This window comes from Actinomadura hibisca NBRC 15177 (assembly GCF_001552635.1).
In the GTDB taxonomy this organism is placed as follows: Bacteria; Actinomycetota; Actinomycetes; order Streptosporangiales; family Streptosporangiaceae; genus Spirillospora; species Spirillospora hibisca.
Genome location: NZ_BCRO01000029.1, coordinates 31,574 through 46,600, shown reverse-complemented (window position 1 = coordinate 46,600; position 15,027 = coordinate 31,574). Strand labels below are relative to the sequence as shown.

The window sequence follows — 15,027 nt, the reverse complement described above, 5'->3', positions numbered from 1 at the left end:
ATGGTTGTCAAAAGCGCCCTAGGGCCCGTCCCAGGCCGAACCCGACCAACACCGCCAAAGCGCCGATCCGCAGGGCCTTCCCGCCGGGGTCCAGCGCGGGCCAGTTGAGGAAGGCGAACCAGCCCAGCGCCGCCGCCAGCGCCAGCAGCGCGACGGCGGCGGGCCACCCGGGCACCGCCATGCCGACCGCCAGCAGCGCGAACACCACCGCCAGCAGGACCCAGACCGGCAGGCGATGCAGGAACAGCACCGGCCCGGCGCTGCGGCGCTCGACGGCGGCCCGCAGGCCGCCCGCGCCGGTGGAGGGGGCGGCGGGCCCGGACTCGGGGGACTGGTCCGCGGCCGGGTCGTCGGCGGGACCGCTCGGTGTGCGCACCGGCCCACGGTACGCCCACGCGGTGCGTCCGCGCGGGTGCCGGACGAGGGCGCCGCGCGCCTGCCAGGATGGGGCGATGATCGCCATTACCCGGTACCGGGTGCCCGACGAGGCCGCCGAGGGCTTCGCCACCGACATGACCGGGGTCCTGGACTCCCTGGCCGGCAGCACCGGATACCGCGCCGGGCGGCTCGCGCGGGCCATGGACGACCCCCGGCTCTGGACGCTGGTCACCGAGTGGGAGGGCGCGGGCTTCTACCGCCGCGCGCTCGGCGCCTACGACGTGCGCGTCCAATTCATCCCGCTGGCGGCTTTCGCGGTGGACGAGCCCGGTGCGTACGAGGTCGTCACCGCGCGCTGACCACCTCCCCGCCACCCGCCCGCCATGGCAGGACCCCGCCGGTCAACGGCCCGCCAAGAAGCCGCCGGTCCGGTTTCACCGGACCGGCCCCGGGTGATCACTGCCGCATCACGATCACGGGTCACGCCGCGGCCCGGCGGGGCGGGCGTCCGCCCGCGGGCCGGGGCGGCAAATCGGGGGAGATGTGATGCGCCGTGCCGTCCTGCTCGCCGGACTGCTGGGAACGGGGTCGCTCGCGCCCCTCGTCGCCGCGGTCGGGACCGGTCTCGCACCGTCCGCCGCGGGGGCCCCGGACCGGCCGTCCGCCGCGGTGAGCCGGTACAAGACCGTGGAGTACCGGGGCGTGCGCGTCCCGGTGCCCGCCGACCGGCCGGTGTACCGGCTGGACCGCGACCCGACGCGCTGCGTCCGCTACGACCGGCCCGCGGTCTACCTGGGACGGCCCGGCCCGCAGCCCGACTGCCCCGCCAAGCTGGTCGGCCGCGCCGACGTCCTGCACCTGGAGCCGCTGGGCGACCCGTCGGCGCGGCGGCGCGCGGCCGGGCTCCGTGTCAAGGCCGACAAACTGGCGAGCCACACCGTCGAACCGACCGTGGACCACCAGGTCCGAGTCCCGCTGCCCGAGGCCGGGGTCGTCATCAACGGCGTCTACGGGGACGGGCCCGGCGCGTTGCAGGACACGCTGCGCGCCACGCGTCTCACCACCGCCTGGCCCGCCGAGCCGAGCACGCCCACCGAGCCGCAGACGCGGTCCGCCCAGCGGCGCGCCGACGAGACGCAGGACGAGCGGAAAACCAAGGAACTGGTCAAGGCGCAGAGCGACAAGCCGGTCGAGGAGCAGGCCAAGAAGCCGGTCAAGAAGCAGGCCGCCAAGAAGCAGAAGGTGTGGGCGCAGGGCAAGGCGTTCGACACCTGCACCGCGCCGTCCCTGCGCGCCATGTCCGCCTGGCGTTCTTCCTACGGCATCGCCAACATCTACATCGGCGGCGCGGCGCGCGGTTGCGCGCAGCCCAACCTGACCGCCTCCTGGGTGCGCCGCGTCCGCGCCATGGGATACCGGCTCATCCCCACCTACGTGGGACTCCAGGCGCCCTGCGGCCGATACCGGCAGCACTTCACCGCGAAGAACGCCACCGCCAAGGGCAAGGCGGCCGCCAAGGACGCCGTCGCGCGCGCCAAGGCGCTGGGCATCCCGGCCGGCAAGCCCATCTACTTCGACATCGAGGCGTACGACGGCCGGAACGCCTCCTGCCGCAACGCCGTGCTGCGCTTCATGCACGCCTGGTCGCGCGGCATGAACAACCGCAACTACGCGCCGGGCGTCTACAGCAGCGTCTCCTCGGGCATCCGCGACCTGGGCCTGGCCACCGGAATCACCAAGCCCAAGGCGATCTGGTTCGCGCACTGGGACGGCCAGGCCACCGTGTACGACTACCCGCACCTGCCCGCCACCTGGTGGCCGCCGCACCGCCGCATCAAGCAGTACCGGGGCGGGCACCGCGAGACGCACGGCGGCGTCACCATCAACGTCGACAGCAACCTGGTGGACGGCCGCGTCTACTGAGGGCCCCATGTATCGAGAGCCCACGTACCGGGAGCCCATGGACCGAGGGCCCCGTGGCGGCCCTCGCGCAGGCTGTAAGCTGGGAAACGCTCTTGGAGCGCCGGGGAATCGCCGCGCTCCGCACAGCATCGAAACACCGGGGATCACACACTCGCCTCGCCGTCCTCCGGGACGGCTCCACAGGCGTACGGACACCCGCCGACCGCCAGCCGGATGGAGAACGCTCATGGCACGCCGTTCCGACGTGATGGACACGATCGTCAACCTCAGCAAACGCCGAGGTCTGGTCTACCCGTCGAGCGAGATCTACGGCGGCCTGCGCGCCTCCTGGGACTACGGGCCGCTCGGCGTGGAGCTGAAGAACAACGTCAAGCGCCAGTGGTGGAAGTCCATGGTGCAGGGCCGCGACGACGTCGTCGGCCTGGACTCCTCGGTCATCCTGGCCCGCGAGGTCTGGGAGGCCAGCGGCCACGTCAACGCGTTCGTCGACCCGCTGACCGAGTGCCAGTCCTGCCACAAGCGCTTCCGCGCCGACCACCTCGAAGAGGCCTACGAGGAGAAGCACGGCCGCCCGCCGGCCAACGGCCTGGCCGACATCTCCTGCCCCAACTGCGGGGTCAAGGGCTCCTTCACCGAGCCGCGGATGTTCAACGGCCTGCTGAAGACCTTCCTCGGCCCGGTCGAGGACGCCTCGGGCCTCGCCTACCTGCGTCCCGAGACCGCGCAGGGCATCTTCATCAACTACCTGAACGTGCAGCAGTCGGCGCGCCGCAAGGTGCCCTTCGGCATCGGGCAGGTCGGCAAGTCGTTCCGCAACGAGATCACGCCCGGCAACTTCATCTTCCGGACCCGCGAGTTCGAGCAGATGGAGATGGAGTTCTTCGTCAAGCCCGGCTCGGACGAGGAGTGGCACCAGTACTGGATCAACGAGCGCTTCCAGTGGTACACCGACCTCGGCATCCGCAAGGAGAACCTGCGGCTGTTCGAGCACCCGGCCGAGAAGTTGTCGCACTACTCCAAGCGCACCGTGGACATCGAGTACAAGTTCGACTTCGTCGGCAGCGAGTGGGGCGAGCTGGAGGGCATCGCCAACCGCACCGACTACGACCTGACCACCCACGCCAAGGCGTCGGGCACCGACCTGTCGTTCTTCGACCAGGAGGCCGGTGAGCGGTTCGTGCCGTACGTCATCGAGCCCGCGGCCGGGGTCGACCGCTGCACCCTGACGTTCATGATGGACTCCTACGCCGAGGACGAGGCGCCCAACGCCAAGGGCAAGCTGGAGAAGCGCACCGTCATGCGGCTCGACCGGCGGCTCGCCCCGGTCAAGGTCGCGGTGCTGCCGCTGTCGCGCAACTCCGACCTGTCGCCGAAGGCCCGCGACCTGGCCGCCGCGTTGCGCAGGAACTGGAACGTCGACTTCGACGACGCGGGCGCGATCGGCCGCCGCTACCGCCGCCAGGACGAGATCGGCACCCCGTTCTGCGTCACCGTCGACTTCGACACCCTCGAAGACGACGCGGTGACCGTGCGCGAGCGCGACACCATGAGCCAGGAGCGCATCTCGCTGGGCCAGGTGGAGTCCTTCCTGGCCGCGCAGCTCGTGGGCTGCTGACCCGCCACGACACCGGAACGGGCCGTCCCCTCTGTGGAGGGGGCGGCCCGTTCGTCGTCTGCGGGGAGCAGGGGCGGGGGGCTAGCTGGTCACGTAGAGCTTCTGGTTGAAGGTCCCCGAACCGGCGGTCGTCTCGCCCTGGAGGGCGTAGGCGACGGTGACGTTGGCGGTGGCGGGGCACAGGAAGCTGCCGCCGCTCTGCCGGTTGACGACGGCGTTGTTCACGCCGACCTGGGCCTGGGCGACCGACGGGTCGGGACGGCCCGGGTTGTCGGGGTTGTAGCCGTTGGCGGTCAGGTTGCCGCCGTAGTAGCAGGTGATGCCGCCGAGGATGCTGGCGACGGCCTTGACCTTGAACCCGGCGATGGTGACGGCGGCGTCGCGGCCGCCGGTGTGCGCGGCGTCGTAGACCACGCTGCCGCCGGTCCAGGGCAGGCCCTGGGTGGTCACGGTGACGGTGCCGCCGCCGCCGGGGCAGGCGGGGCCGGGGTCGTTGTAGATCGCGGCGGCGCTGACGTTGAGGCCGGTGCCGTTGGACTGGATCGTGCCGTTCAGGGTGGCGCGGTTGCAGGAGCCGCCGCCCAGCGAGGTGGTCACCGAGGCGGTGCCGAGGAGCGTGGCGCGGACGTTGCCGGAGTAGGCGGCGGCGGTGGCCGTGCCTTTGCGGACGGTCGTGGTGGCGGCGGAGGCGGGGAGCGCGGTCAGGGCGACGGTGGCCAGGGAGGCCGTGAGGGCGGTGGCGCCGAGCACGGCGCGCTGTCTGTTTCGTGCCACCGGATACTCCTTTGTCCGGTTCGGGGTGGGCATTGTGAAAGTAATTCGCTTTCGGTGGTCCGGCAATGCCCGTGGGGAGGGAAGGTCCTGGCCGGAACGGGCCGCGCCACCGAGGTTTGCGGGTCGTCCGCCCGCGCCGGGGGTGGGCGGGACGGCCGGGTCGGGCCGGTGGGCCGGTCGGGTTGCCCGGGCCGGTTTGGCGCTCGGAGTCCGGTTAATATAGTCTCTTAGCGGATTATTTGCATGGGGACGGATTGTGGGGGGGTGGGCGTGCCGGGACGCCGACGGCCGATCGTGCCGCTGGCGTTGCTGCTGTGCCTGTCCGCCCTCTTCGGGCTCGTCTACGACCCCGGCCCCGCCGCCCCCGGCACCGCCGGGCACACGTTCCAGGCATCGGCCGCCGCCCCCGTCGACGACACCGGCGCGGAGCCCGCGTTCATCGCCAACCACGCCCACGCGTCGTCCCCCTCGCTGGACCACTCCGGCATGGCTGCGGCCCTGCCGGGCGGCATCGACGCGGCCCTCCCGCCGCCCAGCCGCGCGCCGCCGCGTACCGACCCCGACGTGCCGTCCGGGCGCGTGCCGATCAGCGGGCAGGGCGCCCGCGCACCTCCGCACCTCCAGGGTTCCTGACGTTCCCGTCGGCCCGGCGGCCCCGCCGCCGGACACCGCGGCCCTGCCGCGGACCCCTCATGGAGGTTGTCCCATCCACATCGCCGAAGCCCTCATCGCACTGGGCGGGGCGTTCCTGGCGGCGGGCCTGCTGGCCCGCGCCGGGGTGCGCATCGGTCTGCCGACCATCCCGCTGTTCATGCTCGCCGGAATCCTGTTCGGCCCGCACACCCCCGGCATCGCCCTGTTCGACGATCCCACCGACCTGAAACTGCTGTCCGCCCTGGGACTGGTGTTCCTGCTGTTCTACCTGGGGCTGGAGTTCCACACCGACGACCTGGTGGCCGGGGGCGGCCGCCTGCTGCTGTCGGGCGGCCTGTACCTGCTGCTCAACGTGGGCGGCGGGCTGGCCTTCGGGTTCGCCCTCGGCTGGGGCGGCCGGGAGGCGTTCGTGCTGGCCGGGGTGATCGGCATCTCGTCCTCGGCCATCGTCACCAAGATCCTGATGGACCTGGGCCGGCTCGGGAACCCCGAGAGCAAGCTCATCCTCGGCATCATCGTGGTCGAGGACGTGTTCCTCGCCCTCTACCTGGCGCTGCTCCAGCCCATCCTGGGCGACGCCCACGGGTTCGGCGAGGCCGCCGCCGAGTTCGGCAAGGCGCTGGCGTTCCTGCTGGTGCTGGTGATCGCCGCCCGCTACGGGGCGCGCTGGATCGGCAAGCTGGTCGACCTCAAGGACGACGAGCTGGTCGTGGTCACCTTCGTCGGCCTGGCCGTGCTGACCGCCGGGATCGCTGAGGAGTTCGGCGTCTCCGACGCCATCGGCGCGTTCATGGTCGGCCTCATCCTGGGCGCGACCCGGCACGCGCCGCGCATCCGACAGCTCGTGCATCCACTGCGCGACGCGTTCGGCGCGATCTTCTTCTTCGCGTTCGGCCTGTCGATCGACCCCGGTGACCTCGCCTCGGTCGCGCTGCCGGTGCTGGCGGCCGTGCTGCTGACGGTGGTGCTCAACATGAGTGCCGGGCTGCTGGCCGGGCGGCTGCACGGCTTCGGCCGCACCGCCTCGGCCAACGTGGCGCTGACGGTGTTGTCGCGCGGCGAGTTCGCGCTGGTGCTGGCCTCCATGGCGGCCGCGGCCGGGCTGGACGCGCGGCTCGCGCCGTTCATCGCCGGTTACGTGCTGGTCCTGGCGGTGGCCGGGCCGCTGGCGGCCACCCGCTCCGAGCACATCGCGCGCCTGCTCCCGGCCCGGCTGTTCCCGGAGCGGCGGCCCGAGCCGTCGCCAAGCTGATCAACGCCGGGCACGGCGTCGGGTAGCGTGGCGGGGACCGATCGGCCGCCGGGGAGAGGAGAGCGCGTGCGCGATCCTCAGGACCCGGCCCGGTCCCCGTCCCAGCTCACGCCCCAGCCCGTGCCTCCGTCCGCAGGCGACGAGCGCGGCCGCCTGGCGCGGCTGCTGATCGTCGCGCTGGGCCTGCTGGGCTTCGTGGTCGTCCCCTCGGTGGGGACGGCCACGGCCTCGGCCGGATCGGCGGGGGCCGCCGCGGGCATCCGCGCCGGGACGTCCCAGCCGGGCACGGGCACGTCCGCGCGGACCCGGGCCGCCGCCAAGACCCGCAACGAATCGCGCGGCGAGTCCCGCAGTGAGACCCGCAGTGAGACCCGCACCGAGTCACGTAGCGAGTCTCGCAGTGAGTCCCGCAGTGAGTTCCGCAACGAGGCGCGCGGCGCGTCCCGTGGCGACTCCCGCCCAGGCCATGCCGAACTCAGCGCCGCCCTCCTGCGGCACCTGATCGGCGCGCCCGCGCCCGCGCACGACGCGGCGGTCCCGCCGCCCACCACCGACCTGCCGCCGTCCCGCGCCGCGCACGCCGTCCGCGCCGAACGGCCCGCGACGGTCCACACCGCGCCGCGCGGCGCTCCCCGGGGCCGTGCCCCGCCCCGCTCCACAGGGTTCTGACGTCTTCTCCGTCCGGCCGACGTGACCCGTGTCACGCCGGTGTTCCCCTGTGGAGGTCCTCCCTTGTCTCGCGCCAACCTGGTGCGGGTGATCCTGGCGTTCGCCGTGCTCGCCGGATCGCTCTACTTCGCCCTGTCCAAACCCGCCCGCCTCGGTCTCGACCTGCGCGGCGGCACCCAGATCGTCCTCCAGACCCAGGACACGGCCACGGTCAAGGCCGACGCCGAGTCCACCGACCGCGCCAAGCAGGTGCTGGAGCGCCGGGTCAACGCGCTCGGCGTCGCCGAGTCATCGATCACCCGCTCCGGCTCCGACCGCATCATCGTCGAGCTGCCCGACGTGCAGGACCCGACCCGCGCCGCCGAGACGGTCGGCAAGACCGCCCAGCTCACCGCGCACCCCGTCCGCGACAACGACGGCAAGCCCAAGCAGGGCGAGCAGCTCCTGCCCGACGAGGACGGCCAGCCCGTCATGCTCGGCGCTCCGATCCTCAGCGGCGACGGCATCGAGTCGGCCGACGCCTCCTTCGACGCGCAGAACGGCACCGGCTGGTCGGTCAACATCAAGTTCCAGGGCGCGGGCGGCAAGGCGTGGGAGAAGGCCACCGCCGCCGCCGCGTGCCAGCCCGGCGACGGCCGCCGCCTCGCCTTCGTGCTGGACGGCAAGGTCATCTCCTCGCCCCGGGTGACCGAGCAGGTCGCCTGCGGCGTCGGGATCACCGGCGGCAACACCCAGATCACCGGCCAGTTCACGCCTGAGTCGGCCAAGGAGCTGGCCGCGCTGGTGGAGGGCGGCGCGCTGCCGGTCCCCGTCAAGATCATCGAGCAGCGGGTGGTCGGCCCGACCCTGGGCGCGGCCGCCATCGAGGCCAGCGCCTGGGCCGCGATCATCGGCATCGTGCTGACCGGCCTGTTCATCATCGCCGTCTACCGGCTCGCCGGGGCCCTGGCCACCATCGCGCTGGCCTGCTACGCGCTGATCTCCTACGCGGCGCTGGTCGCGCTCGGTGCGACCCTCACCCTGCCGGGCCTCGCCGGGTTCGTGCTGGCCATCGGCATGGCGATCGACGCCAACGTGCTGGCCTTCGAACGGGCCAGGGAGGAGTACGCCGCCGCACCCCGCCGGGGCCTGCGCGGCGCGCTGGTCACCGGCTTCACCAAGGCGTGGTCGGCGGTCGCCGACTCCAACATCACCACGCTGCTGGCCGCCGGGTTGTTGTTCTTCCTGGCCTCGGGGCCGGTGAAGGGCTTCGGCGTCACGCTGATGATCGGTGTGCTGGCCTCGATGGTGTCGGCGATGTTGCTCAGCCGGGTGCTCACCGAGGCCGTGTTGTCGCGCCGCTTCGTCGAGCGCAGGCCCGGCCTGTCGGGCCTCGGCGGGGTGGGCCGGGTCCGCCGCTGGCTGGACCGCCGCAACCCCGACCTGATGAGGCGCGGCACGTTGTGGCTCGGGATCTCCTTCGCCGCGGTCGTGCTGGCCGTCACCGGGATCTTCGTGCGCGGCCTGAACTTCGGGGTGGAGTTCACCGGCGGCCGCCTGGTCGAGTACTCCACCGCCAAGACCCTCGACATCGACACCGCCCGCGCGGCGGTCGCCGACGCCGGGTTCCCACGCGCGGTCGTGCAGACCTCCGGCCAGGACGACATCTCGGTGCGCACCGAGAACCTCAGCAACGCCGAGGTCACCAGGATCCAGAACGCGCTGGCCGAGAAGGGCGGCCAGACCACCAAGCAGCGCGACGAGCTGATCGGCCCGAGCCTGGGCGACGAGCTGCGCCAGAAGGCGCTGATCGCGCTGGGCGTGGCGCTGCTGGCCCAGCTCGCCTACCTGGCGATCCGGTTCCGCTGGACGTTCGGGGCCGGGGCGGTGCTGGCGATGTTCCACGACGTGCTGATCGTCACCGGCGTGTTCGCGTGGCTGGGCAAGCCCGTCGACGGGGTGTTCCTGGCCGCGCTGCTGACGGTGATCGGCTACTCGGTGAACGACTCGGTGGTGGTGTTCGACCGGGTCCGGGAGTTGTGGGGCGCGCGCCGCGACGCCCCGTTCGCCGAGATCGCCAACCTGGGCGCGCTCCAGACGATGCCCCGCACCGTCAACACCGGCATGGGCGCGCTGTTCATCCTGGGCGCGCTGGCGTTCCTCGGCGGCGACTCGCTGACCGACTTCGCCGTCGCGCTGCTGATCGGCATCGTCGTGGGCACCTACTCCAGCGTGTTCACCGCCACGCCGCTGGCGATCGTGCTGGAGCGCTTCAACAAGGCGCCCGCCCCGCACGCCAAGAAGCTCCAGCGCCCGCCGTCCCGCAAGGTCGGCGACTCGGGCGCCGTCGTGTGACCTGGTGGGGAGGCGGGTCCGGCCCGCCTCCCCACCAGGCCCGTCACGGGCCGAAGACCTCCAGCTCGACGATCCGGGCGAAGCGGCCGTCGTTGGAGCCGAGGGCGACCACGCGCACGGCGTCGGCGGTCACCGGGGCGAAGGTGTGCTCCACGCGGGCCGACGCGTTGGCGCGGGAGCGGGCCACCGTGGTCCACGCCCCGTCCGTGCGGACCTGGACGTCCCAGTCGCGCAGGCCGTAGCGGGCGGCGCTGTAGCGGTTGCTGTCCACGGTGTGCAGGACGACCTTGCCGATCGGCCGGGCGGCGGCGAGGGCGACGTCCACGGTGTCGGGCCAGCGGCTCGCGGTGCCGTCGTTCCAGCCGTTGCCGACGCCGAACTCCTCGCCGTTGAGGTTCCCGTCGGTGACGCTGGCGGCCGGGAAGCGGCCCGACGGGTCGTCGGAGGAGGCCGTGACGAGCCGCCCGCACGCCAGGTTGTCCTGCCCGGGACCCGGCGCGGCCACGGTCACCGGCACCGTCAGCCGCTCCCCGCCGGTGCGCAGCCGCAGCCGGTACCCGCCCGCCTCGACCTGCGGCGGCACGGTGATCCGGAGCTGCACCCGCGCCTCGTAGGCGGCGGGCAGGTAGGTGGAGAACACCGGCCGCGACACCTGGAGCGGGCCCGCCTCGGCCGCCAGGTCGCCGTAGACGGGACGGCCGCCGCCGTTGCGGAGCCCCACCGTCAGCCAGCCGTTGCGGCAGCGCGGCTCGGTGGACCGGACGATCGTCAGCGCCGCCCGGTCGGCGAACGGCGCGAGCCGCCCGCCCGCCGCCCGCAAGGCCCGCGCCTCGATCTTGCGCAGCGTGGTGAAGCGCGGGTTGTCGGGCGGCGGCGGGAAGCGGAGCTGGCCCGGCGTCCAGGTGGGCTCCGGATCGCGGCGCGGCCCGTCGGCGTCCCCGGCGGCGGCCAGCGGGAACGCGGCCAGCGCGCAGCCCGCCGCGACGAGGGCGATCAGCGGCCTGCGGTTCATCGGCCTGCGATTCATCGGGCCTCCTCCGCGTGCAGGCCGGGCCTGCCGCTCTCGATCACGAACCGGGCCGCCGTCGCGACCGGCGCGCCGGGCCGGCTCACCTGCGGCAACAACCGGTAGGACGCCCGGTACTCGTGCGGGGTGAGCGTGCAGGTCACGTAACCGCGCCGGTTGTCCCGGAAGCGGACGTGCGGGTTGACGGGATCGTGCCGCCCGGGTGGCAGGCCGCCCGCCGAGCCGTCGCCGCCGCTGCTGATGGAGGTGCCGAGGAACTCCGAGCCGATCGTGGGGGAGCCGGGGTCGTCGAAGTCCAGTGTGAGGTCGCCGGCCTGGGCGCGGTGCGCGTCCCCGGTGATCACCACGACGTCCTGGACGCCGCGCTCGGCGATGCTCCGGAACAGCCGGTCCCGCGACGCCTTGTAGCCGTCCCAGAAGTCCATGGAGAAGTTCTGGGCGCCGGGGTCCGGGTCGAAGTCGTTCTGGGCCATGACGACCTGGTTGGCCAGCACCTTCCAGCGGGCCCTCGACCCGGCCAGGCCGTCGGTCAGCCACTTCTCCTGCCGCTCGCCGAGCATGCTGCGCGCCGGGTCGAGCCGCGCGGCGCAGTCGGTCCGGGCGCCGTCCCCGCACGCCTGGTCGGACCGGTACTGCCGCCCGTCCAGCACGTCGAACTCCACCAGGTCCCCGTAGGCGACGCGGCGGTACAGCGGCATGTCCGGTCCGACCGCCCGCTGCGCCCGCCGGAGCGGCTGGTGCTCCCAGAAGGCCCGGTAGGCGTTGGCGCGCCACACCAGGAAGTCGGCGACGCTGGAGACGCTCTCGTCGGCGACCTGCCCGGCGTAGTTGTTCAGCACCTCGTGGTCGTCCCAGGTGACCAGCCAGGGCGCGTGGGCGTGCGCGGCCTGGAGGTCGGGGTCGCTCTTGTAGAGCCCGTACTGGAGGCGGTAGCGGTCCAGGGTGTCGCAGCGGAACCGCAACCCGTCGTGGACCGGGGTGTTCCGCACCCCGCCGGACGGCATGATCCCGCCCTCGTAGAGGTAGTCGCCCAGGTGCACGACCAGGTCGAGGTCCTCGGCGGCCATGTGCCGGTAGGCGGTGAAGTAGCCGTCCTGCCACGCCTGGCAGGAGGCGAAGGCGTAGGTCATGGAGCCCAGCCGCCGCCGGGGGTCGGGCGCGGTCCGGGTGCGTCCGGCCCGGCTGATCTGGCCGCCGCTGCGGAACCGGTAGAAGTACTCGCGGCCGGGCCTGAGCCCGCGCACGTCCACGTGCACCGAATGCGAGTACTCCGGCGTGGCCCACGCGCCGCCGCGCCGCACGACCTCGCGGAACCGGTCGTCCTCGGCGACCTCCCACTCCACGCGGTAGCGCCGGTCGTCGAGCCCGCCCCAGGGTTCCAGCGGGTGCGGCGCGAGCCGGGTCCAGAGCACGACGCCGTCCGGCAGCGGGTCGCCCGAGGCGACGCCCAGCCCGAACGGGTCGGTCCCGCGCGGCGGAGCGGGCGCGGTCCGGGTGGCGGCGTCGGGGGAGCGCGTGGTCATGGCCAGGGTCATGGCGGCCCCCGACAGGGCGAGGAACCGCCGCCGCCCGGGCGGCGCGGGCGGGTTCAGGCGCTGAGCGGGCTGGCGTCGAAGTGGGCCAGGATGTCGGCGGTGCTCTGGTAGACGGCCACCGCCCCGGCCTCCTCCAGCTCCTGACGCGAGATGCCCCCGCTCAGCACCCCCACGCAGCGCACCCCGGCCTTCTTGCACGCCTCGACGTCCCACACCGCGTCACCGACGAAGACGGCCCGCTCGGGCGGCACGCCCGCCCGTTCGAGCGCGATGTTCACGATGTCGGGCGCGGGCTTGCTCTGCTCGGCGTCGGAGGAGGAGGTGACGGCGGTGATGGCGTCGTCGGCGTCCAGCGCGGCGCGCAGGGCCCGCAGCTCGGTGTCGCCCGCCGAGCTGGCGAGCACGACGCGGCTGCCCTGCGCGGCGCACCTGCGCAGCAGGTCCGCGGCCCCGTCGAACGCCCGGAGCCGCGTCCAGTACTGCCCGTACAGCGCCAGGTGCGCCGCCCGGACCGGGTCGTCGTCGTCCCGGTCCCGGTCCGGCGGCAGCAGCCTGTCGAGCAGCTTGTCCGAGCCCATGCCGATGGCCCGGTGGATCTCGGCCATCGCGACGTCGTGCCCGTGCTGCCGGAACGCCTCCCACCAGGCGACGGCGTGCAGGTAGTCGGTGTCCACCAGCGTGCCGTCCACATCGAAGATCACCGCGTCGGTCATGATCGGCACATACCCGTCTCGACCTGCGGGAACCCTGGGGGCGGGAAGACGCGGGCCGCTCAGATGCCGAGCAGGTCCACCAGGTCGTCGGCGTGGTCCTCCTCTTCCTCCAGGATCGACTCCATCAGCCGCCGGGTGGTGGGGTCGCCGTCGCCCAGCCACCGGATGATCTCCTGGTAGGTGGCGATGACGATGCGCTCGGCCTCCAGGTTGTCGCGCAACATCTGCTTCAGGTCGTCGTCGGGCGGGGTCGTGTAGTCGGTGTGCGAGCGCTGGGCGAGCTTGGCCGGGTCGAAGTCGGGGTCGCCGCCGAGCTGGCTGATGCGCTCGGCCGCGCGCAGCCCGTGGTCCAGCTCCTCCTTGGCGTGCTCGGTGAACTCCGCGCTCACCTGGGCGCGGTCGATGCCGGAGGCGGCGATGGCGTGCCGGGTGTAGCGCAGCCAGCAGACCACCTCGGTGGCGACGACGTCGTTGAGCACCCCGATGACGCGCTTCGGGTCGTGGCCGTAGGTGCCGGTGACGGGCCCCTCGTCCATCTTCTGGCGGACCTGGTCGCGGATGCGGGTGACGTCGATCACGAAGTCGTCGGACATGCTCGGGAGCTCCCTGAAGGCGTGGTGGACCGGACGCCTCGTTGATTCCCGGCGCGGAGCAAGGGCAGGGCAGGGCGGGGTCAGCACATCGCATGATCGTTTCTGTTTCTCGCCACGTGCCCGTCAGTACGGGCCCTCGACGCCTCCGGCGAGGAAGGGGCGCACGATCCCGGCGAGCGCGGCGGGGGTCGTGTAGTTGACCGCGTGCGGCGCGCCGTCGAGCTGCACGGCGGCCCCCGCCGGGAGCAGGTCCGCGATGGTCCGCGCCCAGTCGGGGGAGGCGATCGGGTCGCGGCTCCCCCGCACCACGAGGGTGGGGTGCGGGATGCGGCGCAGGCGGTCGGCGGCGTCGGTCTCCAGCGAGGCGCGGAGGGTCCGCCACATCCGCCAAGGCCCGGAGCGCAGGTAGTCGGTGACGGCCAGCGGGATCAGCGACGGCGCTTCCCGGGGCGCGTCGGCCACCAGCCGCAACGCCTGCCGCACCGGCGAGCGGGCCGCCGGGTCGCGGCCGGGCCCCGCCAGCACCAGGCGGCTCGCCCGGTCGGGGTAGCGGTCGGCGACGTGCGCCACGACCTGGCAGCCCAGGGAGTGGCCGAGCAGCGCCGGGCGGTGGAGGCCGACGGTCTCCGTCCAGGCCGCCAGGGCGTCGGCGAGCCCGGCGACGTCCAGTGGCGCGCGGGGACGGTCGCTGGCCCCGATTCCGGGGAGGTCAGGTGCCAGCACATAGTGGTCGTCGGCCAGCAGCCGCATCAGCGGGACCATGTACCGGCCGGAGATGCCGAGCCCGTGCACCAGCACCAGCGGGGGTGAGGACGGGGAGCCGAGCGCCCGCGCGTGCATGCGCAGCCCGTCCACCCTGTCCCAGCGGCGGACGATCCCGGCCGTCTTCCCCGTGCCTGACATCGAACCGGTGCTCACCGTCTGTTATCTGACCATAACGACAGGTGGCCAAACTCGGGCGTTGATCTCGCCCGCCCGCGGGCAGTATCCGGGCGTCGCCGCTCGCGGAGCGGCAGAGGACACCGCACCCACAGGAGACCATGTGAACCCTCGGCCCCGCATGACCGTGTCCGCCACCGTGCTCGACTGCCCGGACCCCCGGGCGCTGGCGCGCTTCTACCGGGACCTGCTCGGCTGGACGGTCGTGGAGGACAGGCCCGAGTGGGTCCGGTTGCGCTCGCCGGACGGGGGGTCGGGCCTGTCCTTCCAGGCCGAACCGGCCTACACCCGGCCCGTCTGGCCCGCCGCCGAGGGCGCGCAGCAGATGATGGCCCACCTGGACATCGAGGTCGACGACCTGGAGACGGCCGGGCGGCACGCCGAGGCGCTCGGCGCGGTCCAGGCGGAGTTCCAGCCGCAGGAGCACGTGCGCGTCCACCTCGACCCGGCCGGGCACCCCTTCTGCCTCTTCCTGCCCGGGGCCTGAGCGGCGCCAGGGGCGAAGGGCCCGGACGCGGAAGCAGGACATGGAAGGCAGGACATGGAAGGCAGGACATGGAAGGCAGGACATGGAAGGCAGGACATGGAAGGCAGGGCATGGAAGAGGGCCCGCCCCCCACC

At 73.2% G+C, this 15,027-nt stretch carries 15 protein-coding genes; 8 read left to right on the top strand and 7 right to left on the bottom strand.

Annotated elements, in window-relative coordinates:
- Positions 1–7: 7 nt before the first annotated feature.
- Positions 8–376, bottom strand: a complete 369-nt coding sequence (locus AH6_RS14980) for a DUF6703 family protein (protein WP_067479804.1) — start codon at positions 374–376, stop codon at positions 8–10.
- A gap of 76 nt (positions 377–452) precedes the next feature.
- Between AH6_RS14980 and AH6_RS14975 the strand changes: the two genes are divergently transcribed.
- The 3 genes from AH6_RS14975 (at position 453) to AH6_RS14965 (ending at position 3,916) form a co-directional block, all read left to right on the top strand.
- Positions 453–737, top strand: a complete 285-nt coding sequence (locus AH6_RS14975; protein ID WP_067479756.1) for an antibiotic biosynthesis monooxygenase family protein — start codon at positions 453–455, stop codon at positions 735–737.
- A gap of 187 nt (positions 738–924) precedes the next feature.
- Positions 925–2,301, top strand: a complete 1,377-nt coding sequence (locus AH6_RS14970; RefSeq protein ID WP_067479755.1) for a glycoside hydrolase domain-containing protein — start codon at positions 925–927, stop codon at positions 2,299–2,301.
- A 226-nt stretch (positions 2,302–2,527) separates the two neighbouring features.
- Positions 2,528–3,916, top strand: coding sequence for a glycine--tRNA ligase (locus AH6_RS14965; protein ID WP_174555097.1), 1,389 nt, complete (start codon positions 2,528–2,530; stop codon positions 3,914–3,916).
- An 81-nt stretch (positions 3,917–3,997) separates the two neighbouring features.
- On the opposite strand, the gene AH6_RS14960 is transcribed toward AH6_RS14965, so the two are convergent.
- A complete protein-coding gene (locus tag AH6_RS14960) occupies positions 3,998–4,690 on the bottom strand; it encodes a hypothetical protein (RefSeq protein ID WP_157431489.1) in 693 nt (230 codons plus the stop codon).
- A 270-nt stretch (positions 4,691–4,960) separates the two neighbouring features.
- On the opposite strand from AH6_RS14960, the gene AH6_RS44685 reads away from it, so the two are divergent.
- The 4 genes from AH6_RS44685 to secD all read left to right on the top strand — a co-directional run bounded on the left by AH6_RS44685 (position 4,961) and on the right by secD (position 9,599).
- Positions 4,961–5,323, top strand: a complete 363-nt coding sequence (locus tag AH6_RS44685) for a hypothetical protein (RefSeq protein ID WP_169807859.1) — start codon at positions 4,961–4,963, stop codon at positions 5,321–5,323.
- 145 nt (positions 5,324–5,468) lie between these two features.
- Positions 5,469–6,596, top strand: coding sequence for a cation:proton antiporter (locus AH6_RS14955; protein WP_245679310.1), 1,128 nt, complete (start codon positions 5,469–5,471; stop codon positions 6,594–6,596).
- 66 nt (positions 6,597–6,662) lie between these two features.
- A complete protein-coding gene (locus AH6_RS14950; protein ID WP_067479749.1) occupies positions 6,663–7,265 on the top strand; it encodes a hypothetical protein in 603 nt (200 codons plus the stop codon).
- A gap of 63 nt (positions 7,266–7,328) precedes the next feature.
- Positions 7,329–9,599, top strand: coding sequence for a protein translocase subunit SecD (gene secD, locus AH6_RS14945; RefSeq protein ID WP_067479748.1), 2,271 nt, complete (start codon positions 7,329–7,331; stop codon positions 9,597–9,599).
- A 43-nt stretch (positions 9,600–9,642) separates the two neighbouring features.
- On the opposite strand, the gene AH6_RS14940 is transcribed toward secD, so the two are convergent.
- From AH6_RS14940 to AH6_RS14920, 5 genes are all read right to left on the bottom strand, one after another.
- Positions 9,643–10,626 carry a discoidin domain-containing protein gene (locus tag AH6_RS14940; RefSeq protein WP_157431488.1) on the bottom strand — a complete coding sequence of 328 codons (984 nt, stop codon included), beginning with the start codon at positions 10,624–10,626 and terminating at the stop codon, positions 9,643–9,645.
- Positions 10,623–12,149 carry an alkaline phosphatase D family protein gene (locus AH6_RS14935; protein ID WP_245679309.1) on the bottom strand — a complete coding sequence of 509 codons (1,527 nt, stop codon included), beginning with the start codon at positions 12,147–12,149 and terminating at the stop codon, positions 10,623–10,625. The genes AH6_RS14940 and AH6_RS14935 overlap by 4 nt, the downstream gene beginning before the upstream one ends.
- 65 nt (positions 12,150–12,214) lie before the next feature.
- Complete coding sequence (locus AH6_RS14930; RefSeq protein ID WP_067479797.1) at positions 12,215–12,874, bottom strand: HAD family hydrolase; 660 nt, start codon at positions 12,872–12,874, stop codon at positions 12,215–12,217.
- A 59-nt stretch (positions 12,875–12,933) separates the two neighbouring features.
- Entirely contained in the window at positions 12,934–13,467 is a 534-nt protein-coding gene (locus AH6_RS14925) for a ferritin-like domain-containing protein (RefSeq protein WP_067479743.1), read from the bottom strand.
- 123 nt (positions 13,468–13,590) lie between these two features.
- Entirely contained in the window at positions 13,591–14,370 is a 780-nt protein-coding gene (locus tag AH6_RS14920; protein ID WP_067479740.1) for an alpha/beta fold hydrolase, read from the bottom strand.
- A gap of 157 nt (positions 14,371–14,527) precedes the next feature.
- On the opposite strand from AH6_RS14920, the gene AH6_RS14915 reads away from it, so the two are divergent.
- Positions 14,528–14,893 carry a VOC family protein gene (locus tag AH6_RS14915; protein WP_067479735.1) on the top strand — a complete coding sequence of 122 codons (366 nt, stop codon included), beginning with the start codon at positions 14,528–14,530 and terminating at the stop codon, positions 14,891–14,893.
- Positions 14,894–15,027 lie beyond the last annotated feature (134 nt).

Coding starts and splice junctions, on each gene's coding strand:
- AH6_RS14975 (WP_067479756.1), top strand. CDS start 453: ATGATCGCCATTACCCGGTACCGGGTGCCCGACGAGGCCGCCGAGGGC.
- AH6_RS14970 (WP_067479755.1), top strand. CDS start 925: ATGCGCCGTGCCGTCCTGCTCGCCGGACTGCTGGGAACGGGGTCGCTC.
- AH6_RS14965 (WP_174555097.1), top strand. CDS start 2,528: ATGGCACGCCGTTCCGACGTGATGGACACGATCGTCAACCTCAGCAAA.
- AH6_RS14940 (WP_157431488.1), bottom strand. CDS start 10,626: ATGAATCGCAGGCCGATGAACCGCAGGCCGCTGATCGCCCTCGTCGCG.
- AH6_RS14935 (WP_245679309.1), bottom strand. CDS start 12,149: ATGACCACGCGCTCCCCCGACGCCGCCACCCGGACCGCGCCCGCTCCG.
- AH6_RS14930 (WP_067479797.1), bottom strand. CDS start 12,874: ATGACCGACGCGGTGATCTTCGATGTGGACGGCACGCTGGTGGACACC.
- AH6_RS14925 (WP_067479743.1), bottom strand. CDS start 13,467: ATGTCCGACGACTTCGTGATCGACGTCACCCGCATCCGCGACCAGGTC.
- AH6_RS14920 (WP_067479740.1), bottom strand. CDS start 14,370: ATGTCAGGCACGGGGAAGACGGCCGGGATCGTCCGCCGCTGGGACAGG.
- AH6_RS14915 (WP_067479735.1), top strand. CDS start 14,528: ATGACCGTGTCCGCCACCGTGCTCGACTGCCCGGACCCCCGGGCGCTG.